This is a genomic window from Streptococcus sp. HMSC066F01 (genome assembly GCF_001837335.1).
GTDB lineage: Bacteria > Bacillota > Bacilli > Lactobacillales > Streptococcaceae > Streptococcus > Streptococcus oralis_S.
In genome coordinates, this window is record NZ_KV832062.1 from 1 (window position 1) to 18,649 (window position 18,649).

22 protein-coding genes are annotated in these 18,649 nt (G+C 41.5%); 1 reads left to right on the forward strand and 21 read right to left on the reverse strand.

Translation table 11 applies throughout. The annotated features are described in order from the left end of the window. Positions 1-492 precede the first annotated feature (492 nt). Positions 493-684 carry a hypothetical protein gene (locus HMPREF2655_RS00005; protein ID WP_000109864.1) on the forward strand — a complete coding sequence of 64 codons (192 nt, stop codon included), beginning with the start codon at positions 493-495 and terminating at the stop codon, positions 682-684. A gap of 94 nt (positions 685-778) precedes the next feature. Here HMPREF2655_RS00005 and HMPREF2655_RS00010 read toward each other — a convergent pair whose 3' ends face one another. The 21 genes from HMPREF2655_RS00010 to HMPREF2655_RS00110 all read right to left on the reverse strand — a co-directional run bounded on the left by HMPREF2655_RS00010 (position 779) and on the right by HMPREF2655_RS00110 (position 18,545). After that, complete coding sequence (locus tag HMPREF2655_RS00010; protein ID WP_070837041.1) at positions 779-1,744, reverse strand: N-acetylmuramoyl-L-alanine amidase family protein; 966 nt, start codon at positions 1,742-1,744, stop codon at positions 779-781. A gap of 2 nt (positions 1,745-1,746) precedes the next feature. Beyond that, positions 1,747-2,079, reverse strand: coding sequence for a phage holin (locus HMPREF2655_RS00015; RefSeq protein WP_070837043.1), 333 nt, complete (start codon positions 2,077-2,079; stop codon positions 1,747-1,749). 3 nt (positions 2,080-2,082) lie between these two features. Continuing rightward, a complete protein-coding gene (locus tag HMPREF2655_RS00020) occupies positions 2,083-2,382 on the reverse strand; it encodes a hypothetical protein (protein ID WP_070837046.1) in 300 nt (99 codons plus the stop codon). 11 nt (positions 2,383-2,393) lie between these two features. Beyond that, positions 2,394-3,002 (reverse strand): hypothetical protein, encoded by a 609-nt coding sequence (locus tag HMPREF2655_RS00025; RefSeq protein ID WP_070837048.1) that lies wholly within the window; start codon positions 3,000-3,002, stop codon positions 2,394-2,396. Next, on the reverse strand, positions 2,989-3,201 hold the full coding sequence (locus HMPREF2655_RS00030; RefSeq protein WP_070837050.1) for a hypothetical protein: 213 nt from the start codon (positions 3,199-3,201) through the stop codon (positions 2,989-2,991). Before HMPREF2655_RS00030 ends, HMPREF2655_RS00025 begins: the two co-directional genes overlap by 14 nt. Beyond that, positions 3,198-6,338 carry a phage tail spike protein gene (locus HMPREF2655_RS00035; protein ID WP_070837052.1) on the reverse strand — a complete coding sequence of 1,047 codons (3,141 nt, stop codon included), beginning with the start codon at positions 6,336-6,338 and terminating at the stop codon, positions 3,198-3,200. Before HMPREF2655_RS00035 ends, HMPREF2655_RS00030 begins: the two co-directional genes overlap by 4 nt. Continuing rightward, entirely contained in the window at positions 6,339-7,061 is a 723-nt protein-coding gene (locus tag HMPREF2655_RS00040; protein WP_070837054.1) for a phage tail protein, read from the reverse strand. It abuts the gene before it with no gap. Then, positions 7,058-10,078, reverse strand: coding sequence for a phage tail tape measure protein (locus HMPREF2655_RS00045; RefSeq protein ID WP_070837056.1), 3,021 nt, complete (start codon positions 10,076-10,078; stop codon positions 7,058-7,060). Before HMPREF2655_RS00045 ends, HMPREF2655_RS00040 begins: the two co-directional genes overlap by 4 nt. Before the next feature lie 277 nt (positions 10,079-10,355). Beyond that, positions 10,356-10,775 (reverse strand): hypothetical protein, encoded by a 420-nt coding sequence (locus tag HMPREF2655_RS00050; protein ID WP_070837058.1) that lies wholly within the window; start codon positions 10,773-10,775, stop codon positions 10,356-10,358. Positions 10,776-10,786: 11 nt separating this feature from the next. Continuing rightward, positions 10,787-11,365, reverse strand: a complete 579-nt coding sequence (locus HMPREF2655_RS00055) for a major tail protein (RefSeq protein WP_015997064.1) — start codon at positions 11,363-11,365, stop codon at positions 10,787-10,789. 11 nt (positions 11,366-11,376) lie between these two features. Further along, on the reverse strand, positions 11,377-11,700 hold the full coding sequence (locus HMPREF2655_RS00060) for a hypothetical protein (RefSeq protein WP_070837060.1): 324 nt from the start codon (positions 11,698-11,700) through the stop codon (positions 11,377-11,379). Continuing rightward, entirely contained in the window at positions 11,697-12,044 is a 348-nt protein-coding gene (locus HMPREF2655_RS00065; RefSeq protein ID WP_070837062.1) for an HK97 gp10 family phage protein, read from the reverse strand. The genes HMPREF2655_RS00060 and HMPREF2655_RS00065 overlap by 4 nt, the downstream gene beginning before the upstream one ends. Next, positions 12,041-12,340: a phage head closure protein gene (locus tag HMPREF2655_RS00070; protein WP_070837064.1), complete on the reverse strand. Its 300-nt coding sequence runs from the start codon at positions 12,338-12,340 to the stop codon at positions 12,041-12,043. The genes HMPREF2655_RS00065 and HMPREF2655_RS00070 overlap by 4 nt, the downstream gene beginning before the upstream one ends. After that, the gene (locus tag HMPREF2655_RS00075) at positions 12,327-12,608 is read right to left on the reverse strand and encodes a phage head-tail connector protein (protein WP_042902961.1); all 282 of its coding nucleotides are present in this window, start codon (positions 12,606-12,608) and stop codon (positions 12,327-12,329) included. Before HMPREF2655_RS00075 ends, HMPREF2655_RS00070 begins: the two co-directional genes overlap by 14 nt. A gap of 2 nt (positions 12,609-12,610) precedes the next feature. Next, positions 12,611-12,901 carry a hypothetical protein gene (locus tag HMPREF2655_RS00080; protein ID WP_070837066.1) on the reverse strand — a complete coding sequence of 97 codons (291 nt, stop codon included), beginning with the start codon at positions 12,899-12,901 and terminating at the stop codon, positions 12,611-12,613. 11 nt (positions 12,902-12,912) lie between these two features. Then, on the reverse strand, positions 12,913-14,085 hold the full coding sequence (locus HMPREF2655_RS00085) for a phage major capsid protein (protein ID WP_070837068.1): 1,173 nt from the start codon (positions 14,083-14,085) through the stop codon (positions 12,913-12,915). Continuing rightward, positions 14,070-14,660, reverse strand: a complete 591-nt coding sequence (locus HMPREF2655_RS00090; RefSeq protein ID WP_033585101.1) for an HK97 family phage prohead protease — start codon at positions 14,658-14,660, stop codon at positions 14,070-14,072. Before HMPREF2655_RS00090 ends, HMPREF2655_RS00085 begins: the two co-directional genes overlap by 16 nt. Continuing rightward, positions 14,644-15,846 carry a phage portal protein gene (locus tag HMPREF2655_RS00095; RefSeq protein WP_070837070.1) on the reverse strand — a complete coding sequence of 401 codons (1,203 nt, stop codon included), beginning with the start codon at positions 15,844-15,846 and terminating at the stop codon, positions 14,644-14,646. Before HMPREF2655_RS00095 ends, HMPREF2655_RS00090 begins: the two co-directional genes overlap by 17 nt. A gap of 146 nt (positions 15,847-15,992) precedes the next feature. Further along, a complete protein-coding gene (locus HMPREF2655_RS00100; protein WP_070837072.1) occupies positions 15,993-17,723 on the reverse strand; it encodes a terminase large subunit in 1,731 nt (576 codons plus the stop codon). Further along, on the reverse strand, positions 17,716-18,108 hold the full coding sequence (locus tag HMPREF2655_RS00105) for a P27 family phage terminase small subunit (protein ID WP_033585096.1): 393 nt from the start codon (positions 18,106-18,108) through the stop codon (positions 17,716-17,718). The genes HMPREF2655_RS00100 and HMPREF2655_RS00105 overlap by 8 nt, the downstream gene beginning before the upstream one ends. A gap of 110 nt (positions 18,109-18,218) precedes the next feature. Further along, the gene (locus HMPREF2655_RS00110; RefSeq protein WP_070837074.1) at positions 18,219-18,545 is read right to left on the reverse strand and encodes an endonuclease; all 327 of its coding nucleotides are present in this window, start codon (positions 18,543-18,545) and stop codon (positions 18,219-18,221) included. Positions 18,546-18,649 lie beyond the last annotated feature (104 nt).

Sequence of the window (18,649 nt, forward strand, 5' to 3'; positions counted from 1 at the left end):
AGGGAGATTATTATGAAAAAGGTAAAATAAAATCTTATTAAATCAACGCTCTTGGAGGGTGTCCCCTCCAACTCCCCGACCTCTGGACAAGGTCTATTCTTTTGAAAAAAATTTAAAAAAACTTCATCAAAACTATTGACATTATACAACTTTAGTTGTATAATAGATACATAAGGTTAAGGAGGAAACCTTAGACAAGGAAACTAGTAGAAAGGAAAACAAAATGTTTAAGTTCAAAAAGAAGCCACTCAAAGTAAAAACAAATAAGCTAGTAGTCAAAATAAACTTATTTATAATCAGCTTTGAATGGCACATCGAATTTGGATAGTGAGAAATCACTATCCACCCCTTCGGGGGTGTACTTAAATTATAACAGGAAAAACAATGAAAGTAAATCTAAAAATTAGAAAAACCACCAAGCGTGAAAAAGTTGAATTTATTATTGGACTTCTTCTACTCCTATTTGCAGTTTGGTATTTTATGAGGTAATATATGTCAGTAGATATTAAAGCTATCCGCTGGCTTTTAGACAACGCCACAGCCTATGCGATCAGCAAAAACTGTGGCGTATCTATTCAGGCAGTAGATAAGTATAAAAACGGTGTATCAGATATTATGAACATGCGTTTAAAACACGCTATCAGCATGACTTCTTACGCCCATACACTACAAGAAAAACAGTGAGCACCATCACTGTTTTTTCTATTTTGAGTAAACAAAAAAACCGCAAGCCTGAGCCTGCGGTTGGTGTAATCTAATTTGAAAGTCCTTTCTGTTTTTATTTTTCTTCTTTCGGTTTATCAACTACTGTGATAAGACCATCTGGTTCGGTTTTGAATTCAGGATCCGTGTGTAGTTCACCGTTCGCCTTCAAATAGTACCAGCCATCGCCTGACTTAATGAACTGTTTAGATAACATGTACCCGTCTTTTTCTTCCATAAAGTACCAGGTTTCTCGGTATTTAACCCATCCAGTGGCCATGCGACCGTCTGATTTGAAGAAATACCATCGATGGTTGAGGAACATCCATCCTGTGACCATTGCGCCACGTTTATCAAGGTAGAACCAATCCTTCCCATCGTTGAACCAACGATTGATTAAGCAATAACCACGATCATCAAAGTAGAACCATTCGTTGTTGATTTGCTTCCATGAGTTCGTAGGATAAGAACCATCTGACTCTTCCCACCACCATCCTGTGCCGTTGCGTTTCCAGCCTGCTTCAGATAGACCGCCTTCGATGTCTTTCTTGAATTGCTCACGACTGATACCCCATTTGGCTAAATAAGGGTATGGATCCACATGGTCTGAGTAGTTTCGAGGTTGATTGTATGTGCAATACTGATGTGTCTTGATTCCTGCTAGACTGTCAGAGTCCAGCGTTTTCGGAATTCCAGCTTCATCAGCGAGGTTCCGCAAAAGCTCAACGTAGAGCTTGTAATCGCGCATGAACTCTTCTTTTGTGCTATGGCTCTCAATCAACTCAACTTGGCCGTATCCTTCAACGTTCCAGCCACCTCCTACGTCGTATGCCCCCATGTCTGTATACCAGGTCTGCATCACACGGCCGTTACCTACAACGTGTGAGAAAAATCCTGAATCAACAGGACGGCGCATGTGGTAGTCTGCTTCATTTTGTGCCGTTGAGTTCGGGTTTCCTGTTGAATGAGCATGAATTTGTCTGTATGGTTGTTCCCCAACTTGTGGAAGGTCGGTTCTTAGTCTACTTGTATCAATATCCATGATTACTCCCCTTTCCAGGCTTCGTTCATTTGCTTGACCGCTGACTCGACAAATGTGTCTAAGTCTTTATCAGTCATACTGATGTTGTATTTGGTAAGCTCAGCACGGATTTTAGTGCGTGCTTGCTCCAGCTTTTCTTCGCCTTTGTAGCCAGTTTCGGCTGCGACCTGCTCCACAGCATTGACCGCATTCTTGGCCAAGATTTCAACGATCTTGACAGTCTTTTCGCCGCCTTTTTGGATAAGGTAGTCTTTGACTGCCTTGACTGCGATGCCCGCCAAAATAACAAGGATGCTGATAGCTCCATTTGCGATAATTTCATTGATTTGTTGCATGTTTTATTCTCCTTTTTCAATTTCGTCCATGCGGTCGTTCATGCGGACCATTTCTTTCTGAATGTCTCCGACCGTGTGTGTAATTGTGGTTAATTCTGTCGTTGTCTTTTCAAGATGAGTCATCAAACGCTCTTCTCGTCTGTTAGAGTCGGCTTTTGATTGCTCATGCATATCCATAATCTTCTTCTCTCGCTTATCCGAAGTCTTGATAAGATATCGAATGATGATAAAGAAGAGCAAGATAAACAAAATCGCCCAAGCTACCTGGCTTTGAGCGATTCTTTCAGCTTCTTCAATTGGCATATAACCTCCCTCTATTCAATCCGTGGCATGACCACAGTCAGAATACCCTTCTGCAACATTTCAGCAAGAGGTTGCTCTTTCCAGGTGTAGCCTTCAGATGGTTGCATTTGGAATTTTAGGATGGTTGGTGTTTCTTTTGGCCACTTCGGATTCGTATCGTACGGATAAGGCATCGATACGATGTCGTCGTTCGTATAGCGACGGTCTTTTACAAGAGGCTTGATGAACTGCGCAACCTTGCTATAAGTATTAGTTGGCATCCCACCGTTTTGGCCAATCGCCAAAGCAATGAGAACCTCAGTAATTGCTGAGACGTTATCAAGGTTCTCTATGTTAGCAGTCAAGTCTGTATTTGTTTTCGCAAGAGTCTGTACTGCTTGCTTAATCTCAGCTTGCGCCTTCACAATTGCGGATCCTGGGTCAAGCTCTGCTTTGATGATATCCAGCACTGCCTGAATCAAGACGTCTTCTTGCTCATTCGTCCGGTCTCCTGCAAGCTCACGCATATTCGTACTGTATCGATTGCCTTCTGAAAGACGAATTTCAACGACTGTAACCGTGTTTTCGCCTAAGCCTCGTGTGTAAGGCTTGCCTACAAGTTTATAGTTATTGATTGCCATTTGTCATTTTTCCTTTCGCTTCTTCAAATTTCGCTTTGAGCTCTTCGTCAGATTCAATGATTCGTTTCATCTGCTCGAGCTCCATCGCAGTTACTGTGTAGAGGGCTTCGAGCGTAGCCGATTGAGTGGCTTCGTTACTGACTCGCTCGCTTAGTGATTTAATTGTTAAAGTGCTGATTTGCTTATCTTGTTCGTTCATGCTGTTTTCTCCAATTTTTCTATTTTTTGATTGAGCTCCTGAATGGCCTTTATAAGATAAGGTACAAGAGCAAATGTGTTGTAAGAATATGCGCCATCTGGATTCTCAAAGAACGCTTCAGGAGCATATTCCTGGACATCTTGAGCCATGATACCGCAAGCGATGTCTTCTATTTTCCCATCGTATTCCTTACGATAACTATACGTCTTCAAGTTTTCGATTACATCGAGACCAGAAACTGTACTAGCTTCGATATTTGATTTGTAGCGACGGTCAGAAATTTCCTTGTTCATCGGAATCCAACTAGAACCGCCACCACTCCAAATAAAATACATATAGCCATTTTCGCTAAAGATTTGCTTGTATTGGGGAGAGTAAATCCAGTAACCAGATTTTCCTGAGTTCTCATTGTTGTAGTAGATTTCGCCTGTAACACGCAAGTTGCCATTTACAGTTGGTGTATTCCAAAAATACGCTCGATTATAACAGTACATTTCGCCAGATCTTTTCACGAACCAAGCAAGTGATCCAGGAGCATTCCAATCACTGCCCCAATTCACCCATAATGCCGTTTGCGACCATTTACCATAACCATTACTCATGCCAACAGAAAATTGGTCTCTACCCGTTAACCAGTATACAGATGGATCTTTTTCATGTGTACCGAGCTGGAATCCACCGATTACCCCTTTGTAGCCTTCGAGCAAGGTCGCAGATACTACTACCGACCTTAATTTATTGATGAAGGCTTCCTTAGCCGCAAGCGTATCTGTGAAGATGTCGCTTGAGACAAATCGTCTGGCCATGGCCTGGTCCATCACTAGCTTGTCTGCTGTGATAGTATTCGCTCCAATAATCTCAGCGTTCAGCTTAGCAAAATTACCTTCACCCACAAACAATCGCTTGAAGTAGCCATCAATGGCCGTAAATTGATCAGCAAGCGTCTTACCTTTCAATCGAATTTTTTCGGCTTCAATCAAAGCATCATTATTCGTTGCGTTGATTTGTGAAGCGATAGCTCCAGCGCTTGTCAAATTTTGGAATGCAAATGAACCTTGAAGTAGGGCCATTTTAGTCTGCGTTGCTTCAAGTGTCTTGTCTGTCTCAAGAGTCGCATCTTCGGGAGCTGGTTGCCAGCGTCGGTCAGTCGTACCTTCATAGAAATCAAGTTCTGTCATGAAGAAGCCGCCCCATTTGTTAGGATTGTTACTGTCGTACTCGAATTGCAGATAACATTCATCGAATTCACCGACGTTGAATGTAATGGACTTTTTGATCGCTTTCGTATTATCAAAAACTGGACCATCAACCCTTTTAGGCTGACCATTGAATATCAGTAGCCTCTCTTGAAAATCACTATTAGAGCCTTTTACGCGTTTACTAATATAAACTCTAAAATATTTTGAGTTGTTGTCAAACCCTAAAATATTCAACGTATAATCAGTATTTCGCTTGATAATGAACCGTGGGCTTTTAACAACTGCGCCTGGTCTCAACTCAAACATGCGTTTTTGGCCATTGAAGTAGTAACCGTGCGACGTAAAACCCAAACGACCATTCGCTTCCGTCCAGTATTTCAGGCCATCATCTGCCCTCGAATTTCGGAGCATATTCGGACCGCCAGCGTTGGCATACTTACCAACTTCAACCTGAAACAATTGATTTGTTAAGGCCATGCGAGCGACTTTCTCAGCGATGTCAGACTCACTTCTACCAATTATCCGCTCATAGAGCTGATTGGTTTCTTTTACTCGCTGAAATTCGACGAGGTCAGCCTTATTATCAAGCTGTCTTCTCAGTTGTTCACTAATTCGCTTCGCTTCCTGAGCAAGCAAAGTATTTGCTCCGACCTTTTGTAAGGCTTCTTCAGCCTTACGCTTAGCTTCTTGTATCGAAGCATTATCAAAACTGCTAAACCGCTGGTCGATATTGTCAGACAGTTCTCTCTTGACTTCTTCAGTTCTGGCTTTGGCCAGTTCAATACCGTCAGAAATTTCCTGTCTAAGCAATCCAGCCTTATGATCAAAGTCTAAGTCAGCATTTTGAAGAGCTTTTTCAAGGGCAATTTCTTGAGCTGATTCTGTCACTCCAAGAATTGTATCGGCTGCGCTAGATAGCCCACCAGAGGCTCTAGAACCACCAGTGCCTGCCTTATCATCGAAAGTCAGAGAGATGTACTCTTCTTTCAAGGCATCGAACTCATAAGCAATAGCTTTCTTTAATGAATCGACATTGTGCTTCCGACTCTTAAGGTTAACTGTGTCACCCATGTGAACCACTTGGCCATCAAGTTCATAAGCTTCAATCTTGATAGCGTCAGAGACCTTGTCAATGCCCTCATTTGAGAACTTAGCCTGTGCCCACTTATGCAACTCTTCAACAGATTTTGCATTGTTGTTCTCATACTCTTTTTCATTGATATAAGGGTATGAGTTGATAAGAGGACTATCTACAGTCACTCTGAGAGTTGTTTCTTTTTCAGAGCCTTCAGGCTTAAACGTCGACTTTGCATGAATTCTTGTGACAACATTCTGACTATTTCTTGTGCGTTGATAATCTTTCAGATTTTTGTGCGTTGTAATAACAACACCACGATTCTCACCACGACTCTTCTTGATAGTCATTGCAAAGTTATCACGAACCAGCTCGCCTTCCCATGTACCAACAATGCTGTGCTTACCGTCCAGCAATACAGAGTACAGAGTTTCTGTTTCAGTCGTATTGAAGGTCCTACGATCCTGGATATCGCTATTGAAAGAAAAATCCCCCAAAGCAGTTTTGGTGTTTTGAACCATGCGAGAAAGAGCAATGCCACAGCTCTGACTAGTCACGCTCATTGGCGTGATAGAACGTTGCATCACATCGTCTGAAATGTGATAGGCTGTGATTTCAAGATGGTCATTGTGCTCAACAGGTTTCTTGATACGAAATAGCTGCGCACCAAGAACAGGAGTCGGCGCTTTTATCAGCATATCTTCTTTGATGAGCTGATAAATACCAGAGTCGGAAATGGGATATTTCACAGTTAAGGTGAAATCGCCATTCATCGTCTCTTTAACAATCGCCGAAGTCGATTCATGAAGTGGCTCCCCATTCCACCGAACGGTTCTCACATCTTTATTAAGTAGATAAAGCAATTATGCCCACCCCCAAACCGTTTCGATTTCAAGCGATTGAATACCTGGTCCCAAAACAACCCCAACATTCTTCACTTTCGCTGGATCAACTGTGATAAAATCCCCCGACCATTTCACTGGCTTCCCTGTTGTCGTTTTAAAACTTGGATTGTCAGGATTATTGACCATCACAAGCGATTCTGAGAGCTTTTCAAGCCTAATGACCTGACCAGCGATTGTAAACGAAGTCTCAGAAGCGCTCTGACCAACGATTGTGATTTTAGGAAAGGCAAGAGCAGAACCTTGAACGGTCAAGGTCCCACTTCTTGTCAATCTCTGTGTATCAGTGACTTTGAAGTGTTTGGTAGGGTGACAAGTGAAGGTTGCTTTGGTCATGTAAAGACAAGGTTGCACTTCTTCAAGGTCACTCACATTGACCTTATAGCACCAAAGACGAGTTGTTTTGACTCGCTCACTCTCTAGCCAGAACTTTTCACGGATAAACAGACTCATAAATTGATTCATCTGTTCTTCAGTAGGTTTGACTAAGTAAATGGTATAAGTTTTCTTGACTAGTTCCCTATGCTTGTTCGTCTGAACAATTGCTCCACTGATACCACCATGCTCCAAAAGAGCTGTCTTGCTCTCTCCCAGAGCAATTGAAGGAGAATCATGGACAATGACTTTAAACGGAAAAGACGATGTTCTCACACCGTCAATCACAAGCTCATTATGCTTTATCATGTAATCCCTCCTCTCAATTGTGTCTTACGTTGCAACTCGTCAGCAATCCTCTGCGCTACCTCATCAGCAATACGAATGATGTCAGCTTCTTCTCTGATAGTATTACCACTAATGGTAATGTTAATTGTCGGTGAAGTTCCACCCATAGTCTGAGCAATACCTCGACCGATAGCACCAAGTGTTTTGTCATTGAGTGGTAACACTGCTTCATTCCCAGCTTCACCACCAACCATGAGGTTATTGCCATTCATTCCAAAAATGGTTGGTTTCGTCATGATACCGCCCTTGGCATACCATTCGATGCTGATACTTGGAACACCCTGGCTCAACCAGTCGAGTGGATTGGCTGAACCGCTAACAGAGAAGTGAGGTAGTGGGATATGTGGCCAGCTAATGCTGAAGTTGAACAATCCCTTGATAGCTTCAATAGCTGAAGATACAGCATCTTTTGCCCCATTGATAGCACCTGAAATGGTACTCTTGATACCTTCCCAAACACTTGATACAGTACTAGATATAGCATTTAACACATTTGATACAGTATCCTTGATGCCGTTCCAGACATTTGATACAGTTCCTGAAATACCGTTGAGGATATTTGAAATGTAACTCTGAATAGCTGAAAAAATAGTCTGAACAATGCTTTGAATAGCTTGCCATACAGTAGAGAATACTCCCTTGATAGTTTCCCAAGCGCCTGACCAATCACCAGTAATGATCTGCATAACTGCTTGGATAATACCAAGGACAACATTGATTGCAGTCTCAACAACGGTCTTGATGATTTCCCAAGCTGTTGTAATGACAAGTTGGATATTATCCCAACCAGCTTGAATGAGTGGACCTAAAATTTCCAGAATTGTGCTTATAACCGTATAGATAGCATTCCAGACAGTCTCAGCACTTGCTCGAATAAGTTCCTGGTTCTCCGTCCACCAAGCAACAACCGTTCCAAAGATACTCATGACAAAATTAGAAATTTCTGATACGACTGTGTTGATGACTTCAAGAATCGCATTCCAAACGGTTGTAACGACTTCACGAAAACCTTCGTTTGTATCCCAGAGATATTTTAAAGCAATTACTACTCCCGCAACAGCAGCAGCAATCGCTAAAGCTGTTCCAATAATTGGGAGAGCAGCTGTAATCATTGCACCAATCGAAATCTCCAAAGCAGTTGCAGCCGCTTGTAGTGTTAAAAATATAGGGACAATTACACCTACAATAGCTACAACAGTACCCATAACCACTACAAACTCTTTAATCGGTCCAGGTAAGCCACCAAACCATTCAGCAAAACCCTTGACGATATTCCCTAGCATTTCAAAAACAGGGGCCAAGACTTCTGCAATCGCAGCGCCTAGTTCAGACATGGCCAAAGTAGCTGAATTTTGAGCTGTTTTAAATTTGTCAATAGGATCAAGCGTAGATTCGTATGTTGAGGATACTAGTCCAGCTGATACTTGGGATGTATATCCTAATTCTTCAAAACTTAGTGCTCCACGTTTAATTGCGTCAACCATTTGAGGAGCTTTTTTGGCTCCAAAAATTTCCATCGCAGTGCTAAGAGCTTCTGTCTCACTCTTACTATTTTTGATAGAATCGATGGTTTCTTTCAAACCCTCTGTCATAGATTTGCCTTTTTTGGCATAAGCTCCTGCAGCCTTTGTCAAACCAGACAATGCAGCAGATGAATCAACACCATGTTGCTCCAATTGGCCAATAAGGGTGACCGCTTCTTCAAAACTTAGACCTAGCAACTTAATTTGAGGTGCACCGTCAGTTGCCTTTTTCATCAGGTCATCTACCGAAACACCTGTAGCTTGAGCCACGAAAGTGGTCGAATCTAAAACAGCAGATAAATTTTCGACAGACAATCCATAAGCTTCCAATGCTTGTTTTGATTGTATGGTCGCATTGGTTACATCAGAACCATTTATTTCTGAAAATTTGATAACATCCTCTGAAGCGTTTTTCAATGCTTCTCCGGTCAATTGAAATTGTGTGTTGACTTCTCCAACGGCATTCCCAACAGTTGAAAAGTCAGTCGGTAGCTCCGTTGCAATATCATTTGCAATTTTTTGCATGTCTTCAAGTGCTTTTCCACCAGCGCCAGTTTTAGTGACAATGATGTCCATACCTTCATCAACTTGACGAAAAGCTTCCAAAGCACTCTTCCCAAAATCAACCAACTTTTGACTGATGTCTGATAGTTTTTCAGAAAATTGATTGAGCAATTCAGCTTTTAAGAGATTGTTTGTTTCGCTAAGAGAACCGCTCGCTTGTTTGCCAGCATTCCCAAGGTTACTCATCTCTTGAGAGAGATTCGAGTAAGCTGTTTTAGCTTGATTCAACTGTGTTTCCATTTTATTGGCTTCAGCTGAATTTTCACCATACTCTTGCTTTGTAAGAGCTAATTGCTTTTCTAGATTTTCAATCTGCCGAGCAACAATATCAGATTGAGCTCCAATCCTTTTCTCAGCAAGTGCCAACTTGTCAGCTTCACTTGCGTTAGCTCCTAGCTGACTTTCTTGCAATTTGAATGAACTAACTACTTTTTCATTCTCGCTAGCCAGTTGCTTCTGCTCATTTTGCAATTCTTTTAATTGGTTCTTGTTGTTCTGAGTAGCACTCCCATTCTCAGCAAGTGCCTGGTTGACATTAGCAAGTTTGCCTTCGTAACCTTTAAGGACATTCTTGGTAGTTTCAACTTCACGTTGAAAAGCTCGGTACTGATCAGCGCCGATATCACCATTTTTGAACTGCTGTTCCACCTGAGACTGAGCTTGTCTCAAAGTTTCTAGCTTCTCCTTGGTCGTTGCAACTTGCTTTTGCAAGACTTCTTGCTTCTGAGTCAGGAGCGTTACGTTTCCTGTATCAAACTTCAAGGCCTTATCAATCTGTTTCAACTCCTGACTTGCATCAGTAGCAGCCTTATTGACATTTTTCAGCGCCTTCTGCAAGGGTTGCGTGTCGCCATCGATTTCAATTTTGATACCTTTGATATTTCCTGCCATATTTCCTCCTTTCTCAAAAAAATAGAAAAGCACTGAGAGAACTTCTACGACTGATAATGCAGTCAGACCAAAGAACTTGGTCTCAGAATCGCTCTCTCAGCACTCATTTTTCTTTAAAAACTGTCAAAATCAGCTTGCGTGGCCTTCCGTTCGCCACCTTTGTCCTCACTCCGTAAATTCACATAATCCGTCTGATAATCCAGCGCCATTCCGATTGAAATATGCTTTAGATCATCGATAGACAGACCAGTTTCTTTACAGCAGGACAAATAGGATTCTACTGTGAAGATTTCTTCGCTAGCTGATTCTGATTCATCTGGTGCTTTTTTGTCGTCATGCTCGCATTCAGCATTTCCATCAACACAGGACCAACTTCCTGGATCGGAAAGACTTCCATTTCCATGAAAAATTGTTCATAAGGCTTGATGTGAGGATTTGCAGATTTAGCAAAGGTCCAAAAAAGACGGTTGAAAAAGGTCATATCAAAATCTGATAACATCGAAACGTCAATATCAGTTGCTGTCAACTCTTTGTCATTTTCCAGCTTGTTCAATTCATTCATGAATGATTGATTTTTCAACATTGAGAACAAATCTTGAAAATAATCTTTCCCAAATTGTTGCTTGTAGGCGATAGGAGTATAGCCGTTGGTCCCCAACTCATACTCCTGATTACCAACCAAAACGATTTTACGCATAGATCTTCTCCTTAAGCTGCAACCGCAGTAGGTTCATAGACTTTCTTGAACCAGTTGTCATAAATTTCCTTATTATCAGCTGATGTGATAGAACGTTTAACAACTGAGTCCAGAGGACGAGGACTTGCTTTAAAGCCAAGTTCACGCTCATTGACGTTTGTCCCATTTTTGGTTTTCGAACCATTTCCTGGACGGCTCGCTGAACAATAGTAAAGGACGTGACGTGTTTTATTCTTGTCCCCTGAAAATTCGAACATCAAGGCAAATGATGTGAATTCTGCATCAGCTTTTTCAGTCAAAACACCTGTCTGAGCATCTTTGATTTCACCCAAAATCTTAGTCGCAAACATTTCAATAATGTGAGAGATTTTGAATTTCCCTTCATACCCTTCGTTTGAGTTCATGAAGTGATAATCGATATCGTCTGCTTTGATTGGTGTTGATTCACCCTTTGGATCCAATGTCAATTCCATTGCTCCAGGAAAGCGGAAAATTTCATCGTAAGCAATCACTCCATCTGCACCAATTGATTTAATTGGCGCAACGTGAACATTTTTTAAACCAAAAGTTACTTTATTTTCTTGAGTCATGTCATTCCTCCTTAGTATAGATAGACCGTGTAAGACTTGACATAGAGTCTTTCAGTCTCGATAAATGTTTCTTCTTGAACATCGAAAAAGAGCTCGTGGATTGTCCACAGCTCTTCCAGACGTTCTTCCAAATCTTCATCCTTACTCTCAAAAGCCAGCTCAACTGTCACGCTCTTAATCTGATGATTAACCGTGTTGTCAGCTGCATTGATGACTGGACTTGATTCATAATAGACCAGGTAAGGTAGGTCAGGAGCGTTCCCAGTTTTAAACGCTCGATAAGTGACAGGCAAGTTTGCCTGTTCCAAAATAGCAGCAAAGTCTGATAGCTTCATTTCCCAATCTCCTTGATACGCTTTTCAAAGTTCTGAATTGCTTTTTCTTCAGCTGGCTTGATATGGACGATACCAGCGACACGACCACCATTTCTTGAAATGTGTCCGTTCTCAAGTATGTGAGTAAGACTTGCAACTGCGTTAAACACAACAAAAGAGCCATTGGCCAACTTCTTCTTTTTCCAACTTCTACGATACTTTCCGTACCGTTTCGGACTTGTCTCTTTCAACTCATCCACAGTCTCATCAGCCACTTGCTCTGCAATCTTATCCACTTCTTCAGTAACCTCATCAGAGTAAGCTGCAAGCTCTTTTGCTATCAAATCAGCAAGGTCATTACTCATTTCAAGACCTCTGACAAAGTCAACTCTAAAATTTCAGAATCGATAGGATAGGTTTTCAAGATACGATATTGCTTGCCTTCAAATTTCGCAAACTCCTGATTCTCATACTCAAAATTTCGAATCTCAACGACCAAGCTCGGTTTTAGACCTGCCTGATTTGCTTGATAAAATTCAGAGCGAGTAACCTTCTTTTTACGACACAACAGAGTAACTTCAACATCTTCAGAGATTGGTTGTAGCAACTTGTCCTTACCTGTGACTTTTTTAGAGATCAATTTGATTTCATGATTCCACATTCTTGACCTCTTTCTTTGATGCTATCTGTAAATTATGCAGTCGCCATTGAAGGTGACGTGGCATATCCACCCCACCCTCATAGCGATAAGCAGCATAGTCAACGATAAACATTTCATGGTCAGCACGCTCACCAACAAGCTCGATACCGAGGTTATCGGTCAATTCAGTGATGACACTTGAAATGATTTTTTTTAACGGCTTGTCTCTCAAGTCGGTTGAAATACCCAACTTAAGCTTCAGCAATTCCAAAAGCTGACCTTCGTCCATGTTTACTCCTCAACTTCCTTAGCAGGCTCTTCAGTAGTTTCCTCAACTGTTTCTTCCTGCTCAACTGCGGGCTCTTCCTTAACGTCTTTTGTTTCAGGAGCTGGTTTCTTAGGTTCATCATCTCCCAAAACCTCAAGGAAGATAGAGCCAGCAGTGTTAGCACCAGTCAAAAGACCGTTGGTAAAGCTATCTGTGGGCTCATATCCCTCGCGAGGAAAGATATCGCCAACAGCATAGTCATGTTTTTCAGGATCAGCCAAGTCCTTGAAAGGACGGATTACTTTATAGCTCATACGCTACCTCCTTAAGCTACAACATCAGTGTATGTTCCGAAGAATCCAGCTTCTTCATCTACTTTCTTCACATCCAAGCGGATGAAAAGCCCAAGCAATTGTCCGTAAATGTCATTGTTCACCCATTTAACGGATACTTGAGAGCGGTCAAACTCTTTGACGAACTCAGTGACATCCCCGATGAAGAATTTCATGTCTCCTTCGTTTCCAAACACTGTGTCATCTACTTTGTAGATTGTTTTCCCACCAAATGAATAGCCAGTAGGTGAAGCCACATCAGTTTGAAGCATGTAGCGCCCATCTTTGTCCTTCACCTTGTCAAGTGCGGCAAACATTGACTTAGTTACAACGATGCTTGCTTTGTAAATTGATTTAAGCTTCTTGTTGTAGATGTCTTTAATGCCATCAAATCCAGCGGCATCTGCTTGGGTAGCTGTTTTGAGGACAGCTGTAACTAATGACAATTCAGTGTTTTCACCTTGATTGAATACTTCGTCTTCAACAATGGACATGATGTCATAGTCTGCGTCGTCAATCATTTCTTGTGACACAGGGACATATCCACGGTAAGTCTTGATTGAATAATCAATCTCGCTGATTGCTGGTTTTCCGAGTTCTGGATTTGATTTCAATTCATCTGTTGAAACCATTACACTATCTGTTTTCTTGATAACTGGATATTTACCAGATCCACTGTTAACTTTCACACGTTCAACAAGATCCAAAAGTGGATTACGTGTTTTGTTAACAAAATGAGGTTGCAAAACTTCAGTAGGGATTAAAGCTGCGCTTCCTGAATCAGTAGTTTTCAAACCTACGATGTCACGAGTTTGACCAGTACGAATGTATTTAGCAATTGCGTCACGTTTTTCCAATTTCTGTCCTCCACGTTTTTCTTGACTTGGGTAAGTCGGGGCTTTGCGATTCAATTCTTCAACTTGATTTTGCAAATCTTCGATTTCCTTTTCAAGTTGTTCTTTTTCTGCCAATTTTTCATCCAATTCTTTTTGGATATTTTCCAGGTTCTTTTCAACTGCTGAAACTTCCTCATCATTTCCAGCTTGATCCAATTTCTTCGCTTCAAGTTCAGAGCGCTTGTTCAATTCTTTGATTGATTCTTCAAGTTCTACCACTTTTTCTGCTTTGTTGCGCATGCGAGCGCCTAAAATCAATGATTTGTGCATAGGTTAAATTTCTCCTTAATTTCTTTCTTGCGCTTGTCCAGCGCTTCACGATTGGCACGCTGTTGACTTTCAAAGTCTTTCTGTCGTGCAGCAATTTCCGTTTGCGGATAGGCTGGGAAAGTACATGGACTCACTTCAAAGATTTCTAATTCTAAGATAGTGTCCAGGTACGAACCATCTGCTTGCTCTTCCGTATTGATTTTGATTGGGATGAAACCAAAGCTACATCCAATCACATCGCCACGCTGAACACGAGCATAGGCCCCAACAGCTTGCGGGTCATCCTTATTGATGATGATATCACCGTAAAGTCCGATTTCATCAACTCCTAAAATGACCGTCCCGTTACCAGTACGACCAAGCACTAAACTATCATCATGGTTAAACAATGCCCGGATGTCAGCGTTTTGAATTGCTTTTTCAACACCTTCACGCTTAATCACTTCAAAGTAACCTGGCCATAATTCAGTAACTTCATCAAACTTGATAAAGTACCCACTCAAAATCAAATCACCAGTTTCACTTTCTTCTCGTGTTTTAAACTGAGCAGTGCGATAGCTATTCCGTTTGTTCATTCTCTTCCTCACCCCCTTTCAGTTTCTTCTGGTCCCCAAGTCTGTCTTGCGGTAGATAATTTTCAAGAGCAAGGAGCTCATCCATATCAGGATCTGGTGGCATCCCAAGCCAATCCCTCCACTCATTTCGACGCATTGCCATACTTTTAGTCATCTGTTCAGCAACTGAAGATAACTCTGTAATGTCATACGAATAAAGCGAGCGAGCATTAAGTTTGAAATACCGATTATTTGAAACGAGTAAGTCTCTCGTTAAGGTCTGAGTGATCGTCGTAGCAATGCTCATGACCGTTGTATTGACAAAGTTGTTGTATTCTTCTTTTTCAAAGCTACCAACTCCCAAAATAAAAGCTGGAACTCCCAAAAGCCCAGCAACTGTTTTCTTGTCAATTTCAACAGATTCATTAATAGCGATATCTTTTAAGCTAAGCGGCTTAACCTGCTCTACACTCAACAAAGCATCAGGAATAATCCACGGCTCACCTGCCTGACTTGTTGCTAAATATTTCTTAGCAACCCTGTCTCGTCCCTCTTGCGTGCCCAATTCTCCATCCGAAGAATCAACCTTAACAATCAGGCTAGGAACGTTCTTGCCATTCATAAAGCCTTTTTTGATTTGAGTAGCAAGGTTTAAATTCCTAACAATATCCCTCAGAGCAAGTCTGTAGCCAGTCCCTACAAATGGATTGTCTGGATCTGGGTTGATTACAAAGTGCACGATTTCGCTTGGGTTGTAGTCGATACCACGATAATTCACGATATAACCAACATCATCACTTTTGAAGGAAACTTCACTCATAGAGAATGGTCTCAGGTTCAAAATATAATCATTCACAGGATCATACTCAACATGAAGAACTGAGTTTCCGTCACCGAATAGCAATAGGTCACGCACAATCTTGAAAATCCAAGTTTTGCGAGTCATGTTGTCGCATGGATTCACATCAATCTTGCGAGCCAGTCCGTCTTTTATTCGGATATCGCCTTTATCAGTATTCTCCATCAAGTGAATAGTCATGTTCGACACCATGTCAGCAATCTTATTGACCGCTGCAATCACATCAGGATTACGGGCTAAAGGCACATAGCTATCACCGTCAATATAAAGCCCAAAATCTGAATGAGCGATAACATTCGTTCCACCTCGACTCTTACCACGTTTCAAAAATCTATCTAAAAGCCCCATATTTCCTCACCTCCTTTCTATTAACGATTATCTCTTTCTCAGTCTGTCCAATTCTACAATGTTCTGGATTAACTTTAGGATCTAATATTGATAGCTCTAGCTGGAAAGGCTTATCCAGTGGTAAAAAAACATCTTTCATATCCCACCTAATCAAAGAAGCTCATGACATTCTGATTCTTACCAAGATTAGCAAGAGCTTGAATGCAAGCAAAAACGCTGGCATCAAACAAGTCAATCCTTGCAGTACCACCGTCACCGTCTAATTTTTCATATTGCACAGCGTCATCCACCTTTTCAATCGCTCTAACGTTACTCACACAGTATTCGTAAGCATCAGAATGAAGATAGTAAAACTCTTTATTCTTGACTTTGAACTCAATCCGTCTGAAGCCCTCTGATTTCAGATAAAAAAGCTGAGGTTGGTCAATCATCTTGAACCGAGCTTGTTTCATCTTCGTCAGAAACTCACGGCCAAACTTCCTATCCATTCCGACAGTAGCAATCTTGAACCCTTTCTCTCTCATCTTGATAAACCATTTGACAATATCATCATAGAGAACGGTCGGAGTATTGCTCATAGTTAGCCAGCCATCAGACTGCCACCCAAAGAGTGGAATCCCGTCATCGTTGGCTTTCTTCTGAGCATTGACGCGAGGGAAGAAAGCGTGTGTGATACAGATATCAATATCTTTTTCACCATCATGATAGACACCATAGAGAGCAGCAGCGGTTAAGTCGTGCAATCTTGACAAGTCAGCACCACCGTACCATTGGATTGGTAAACGTGCCAGCTCCTCTAGGGTCCAATCGTATTGACTATCTGAAGCTATGAACTCATCAGGATTGAAGTAAGCATTCATAGAGTTTGTAAAGACATTCAAAGTCTTGTTGAAAAACTCATTTCTTGTCTGTGGATCGTTCATAGCCTGTTCGGCTTCTTCTCTCAGAGCCTTGAGCGACACCGTCACTCCCCACGAAGGGTTGGCTTTTTTTAGGACATTCTCGTCCAGGTAGTCGCCCACGTCTCCATCAGTCGTCTGGTCAGCTTTGCAGATAAACATGAACAAGGAATCATCCTTGACCAATTGCTTAAGGACCTTTTGACAATATTTCAGACGGTTAGCAAGGAAACCAGTAGGAATATCACCAGCCGTAGAGATAACAAAAAGCATACTGTTTCGGTATGCTGACATTGTTTTCTTCATAAGTCCGTATTTCTTACTGTTTCTCATCGTGTGAGCTTCGTCTAGGATAATTACATTACCGTTCAATGAGTCCAAACGGCTTTCATCGTTGGCCAGTGCCTGGATAAAGAAAGAACCCTCGATACCAAAATTAGCAGTGATAGAGTGTTCTTGGTTGTTATCCTTAATACGAATGTTCTTGTCATTCCATCGTTCCACATTGAACTTCAAGAATCCAAATGCTTCCATCGCTTGCTTAACTGAGTTGGCCACGATGTAGCATTTTGAACCGCTATCCGTGTCTAATATCTGATAAGCAAGTGCGATTGCAGCAGTAAATGAGGTTTTACCATTCTTCCGAGCAAGCATGATAAGCGCTTCTTTGAACCTGCGCTCATTCGTACCCTTATAGTAAAAACCAAACAGGTTCACAACTACGAAATGTTGCCACGGTTGCAAGAGTAATGGCTTGTTACGGATAGACACCGCAAACATATCATCGCCCTGCTGATGGACTATCGTGTTTTCGATGAAGTGAACAACGAAATCAACGATTTCCTCATCCATGTCAAATTCTGGATTCTCAAGATCACGAATGAACCTTTCAGCAGCAAGAATATTCTCCTCGCAATGTTCCTCTCTGTGAGAAATGACGTGCCGAGCATACTCTTTCGCTTTATCAAGATTACCCATTGCCAGTCACTCGCTTCTTCTTGATTTCGTTCTTGAACTTCAGTACCTCAGTAAGAACTGAATCACCTTCTTGTTCTACTACCTCACCGAGCGACTTAGGATTCATCATCAACTGATTAGAGTAGCTGAGGATGTCTTTTCTCAAAATTTCCATCGCTGTCAAGATTGGAACTTTGCGCTCATTTTCAGCACCAGCCTTATTGACGTAGGTGTCTGTTACTGGATAACCCATGTCAGCATAATCTTGAGCAAGTTTCTGATACTGGTATAACATACCTGCAAAAATGTCAATGATCATTTCGAACTCTTTCCGATAAGTGCCCAAGTCTTTCATCTGCTTGACCACTTTTGACTTAATCGACTTTGCTGTAATTGGTTTAGCCAAAAACTACCTCCTTTCGTCAAAATCGCTTAGTTTTTACCCCCTTTTTGTTTGAAGGCCCCCGACTTGGAAAAAGTTCCCTTCACCGGTACCCTGCTGGCCAAAATGAATTTTTAAAGAGGTGGGGGGTATCCATAAAATTCTTCAAATTCCTTTTTTCTCTTTCTTTGCCAAAATAATCCTTGATTGATAATCTTATCATTCTTTCTATCGTGAAACGTATTGTGTTTCTTGTTTGTTAGTGGCAAACAATTCCACTCGACGAATTCAAGTTCAGGATATTCAGATACAGGGAAGATATGATGTACCATTTCAGCTGCTACTGAAATTCCATACCTCAAACTTTCCTGACAAAGATAGTCGAACTTCCGCATAATCTTATCACGGAACTTCTCCCACTTCTTAGACTTCAAGGATGGTCTGACAGGTTTGTTGTACATAGCAAACCTCCTTTCCAATACTAAAAGGGACAGGCCAGTGACCTATCCCCTCTCATACAAGAAAACCATGCTACCATAATAAACCTTTTTTTGTGAGACTTCAA

Bases quoted from the DNA above. Each gene is read 5' to 3' on its own strand.
- HMPREF2655_RS00005 (WP_000109864.1), top strand. From the start codon at position 493: ATGTCAGTAGATATTAAAGCTATCCGCTGGCTTTTAGACAACGCCACA.
- HMPREF2655_RS00010 (WP_070837041.1), bottom strand. From the start codon at position 1,744: ATGGATATTGATACAAGTAGACTAAGAACCGACCTTCCACAAGTTGGG.
- HMPREF2655_RS00015 (WP_070837043.1), bottom strand. From the start codon at position 2,079: ATGCAACAAATCAATGAAATTATCGCAAATGGAGCTATCAGCATCCTT.
- HMPREF2655_RS00020 (WP_070837046.1), bottom strand. From the start codon at position 2,382: ATGCCAATTGAAGAAGCTGAAAGAATCGCTCAAAGCCAGGTAGCTTGG.
- HMPREF2655_RS00025 (WP_070837048.1), bottom strand. From the start codon at position 3,002: ATGGCAATCAATAACTATAAACTTGTAGGCAAGCCTTACACACGAGGC.
- HMPREF2655_RS00030 (WP_070837050.1), bottom strand. From the start codon at position 3,201: ATGAACGAACAAGATAAGCAAATCAGCACTTTAACAATTAAATCACTA.
- HMPREF2655_RS00040 (WP_070837054.1), bottom strand. From the start codon at position 7,061: ATGATAAAGCATAATGAGCTTGTGATTGACGGTGTGAGAACATCGTCT.
- HMPREF2655_RS00045 (WP_070837056.1), bottom strand. From the start codon at position 10,078: ATGGCAGGAAATATCAAAGGTATCAAAATTGAAATCGATGGCGACACG.
- HMPREF2655_RS00050 (WP_070837058.1), bottom strand. From the start codon at position 10,775: ATGCGTAAAATCGTTTTGGTTGGTAATCAGGAGTATGAGTTGGGGACC.
- HMPREF2655_RS00055 (WP_015997064.1), bottom strand. From the start codon at position 11,365: ATGACTCAAGAAAATAAAGTAACTTTTGGTTTAAAAAATGTTCACGTT.
- HMPREF2655_RS00060 (WP_070837060.1), bottom strand. From the start codon at position 11,700: ATGAAGCTATCAGACTTTGCTGCTATTTTGGAACAGGCAAACTTGCCT.
- HMPREF2655_RS00065 (WP_070837062.1), bottom strand. From the start codon at position 12,044: ATGAGTAATGACCTTGCTGATTTGATAGCAAAAGAGCTTGCAGCTTAC.
- HMPREF2655_RS00070 (WP_070837064.1), bottom strand. From the start codon at position 12,340: ATGTGGAATCATGAAATCAAATTGATCTCTAAAAAAGTCACAGGTAAG.
- HMPREF2655_RS00075 (WP_042902961.1), bottom strand. From the start codon at position 12,608: ATGGACGAAGGTCAGCTTTTGGAATTGCTGAAGCTTAAGTTGGGTATT.
- HMPREF2655_RS00080 (WP_070837066.1), bottom strand. From the start codon at position 12,901: ATGAGCTATAAAGTAATCCGTCCTTTCAAGGACTTGGCTGATCCTGAA.
- HMPREF2655_RS00085 (WP_070837068.1), bottom strand. From the start codon at position 14,085: ATGCACAAATCATTGATTTTAGGCGCTCGCATGCGCAACAAAGCAGAA.
- HMPREF2655_RS00090 (WP_033585101.1), bottom strand. From the start codon at position 14,660: ATGAACAAACGGAATAGCTATCGCACTGCTCAGTTTAAAACACGAGAA.
- HMPREF2655_RS00095 (WP_070837070.1), bottom strand. From the start codon at position 15,846: ATGGGGCTTTTAGATAGATTTTTGAAACGTGGTAAGAGTCGAGGTGGA.
- HMPREF2655_RS00100 (WP_070837072.1), bottom strand. From the start codon at position 17,723: ATGGGTAATCTTGATAAAGCGAAAGAGTATGCTCGGCACGTCATTTCT.
- HMPREF2655_RS00110 (WP_070837074.1), bottom strand. From the start codon at position 18,545: ATGTACAACAAACCTGTCAGACCATCCTTGAAGTCTAAGAAGTGGGAG.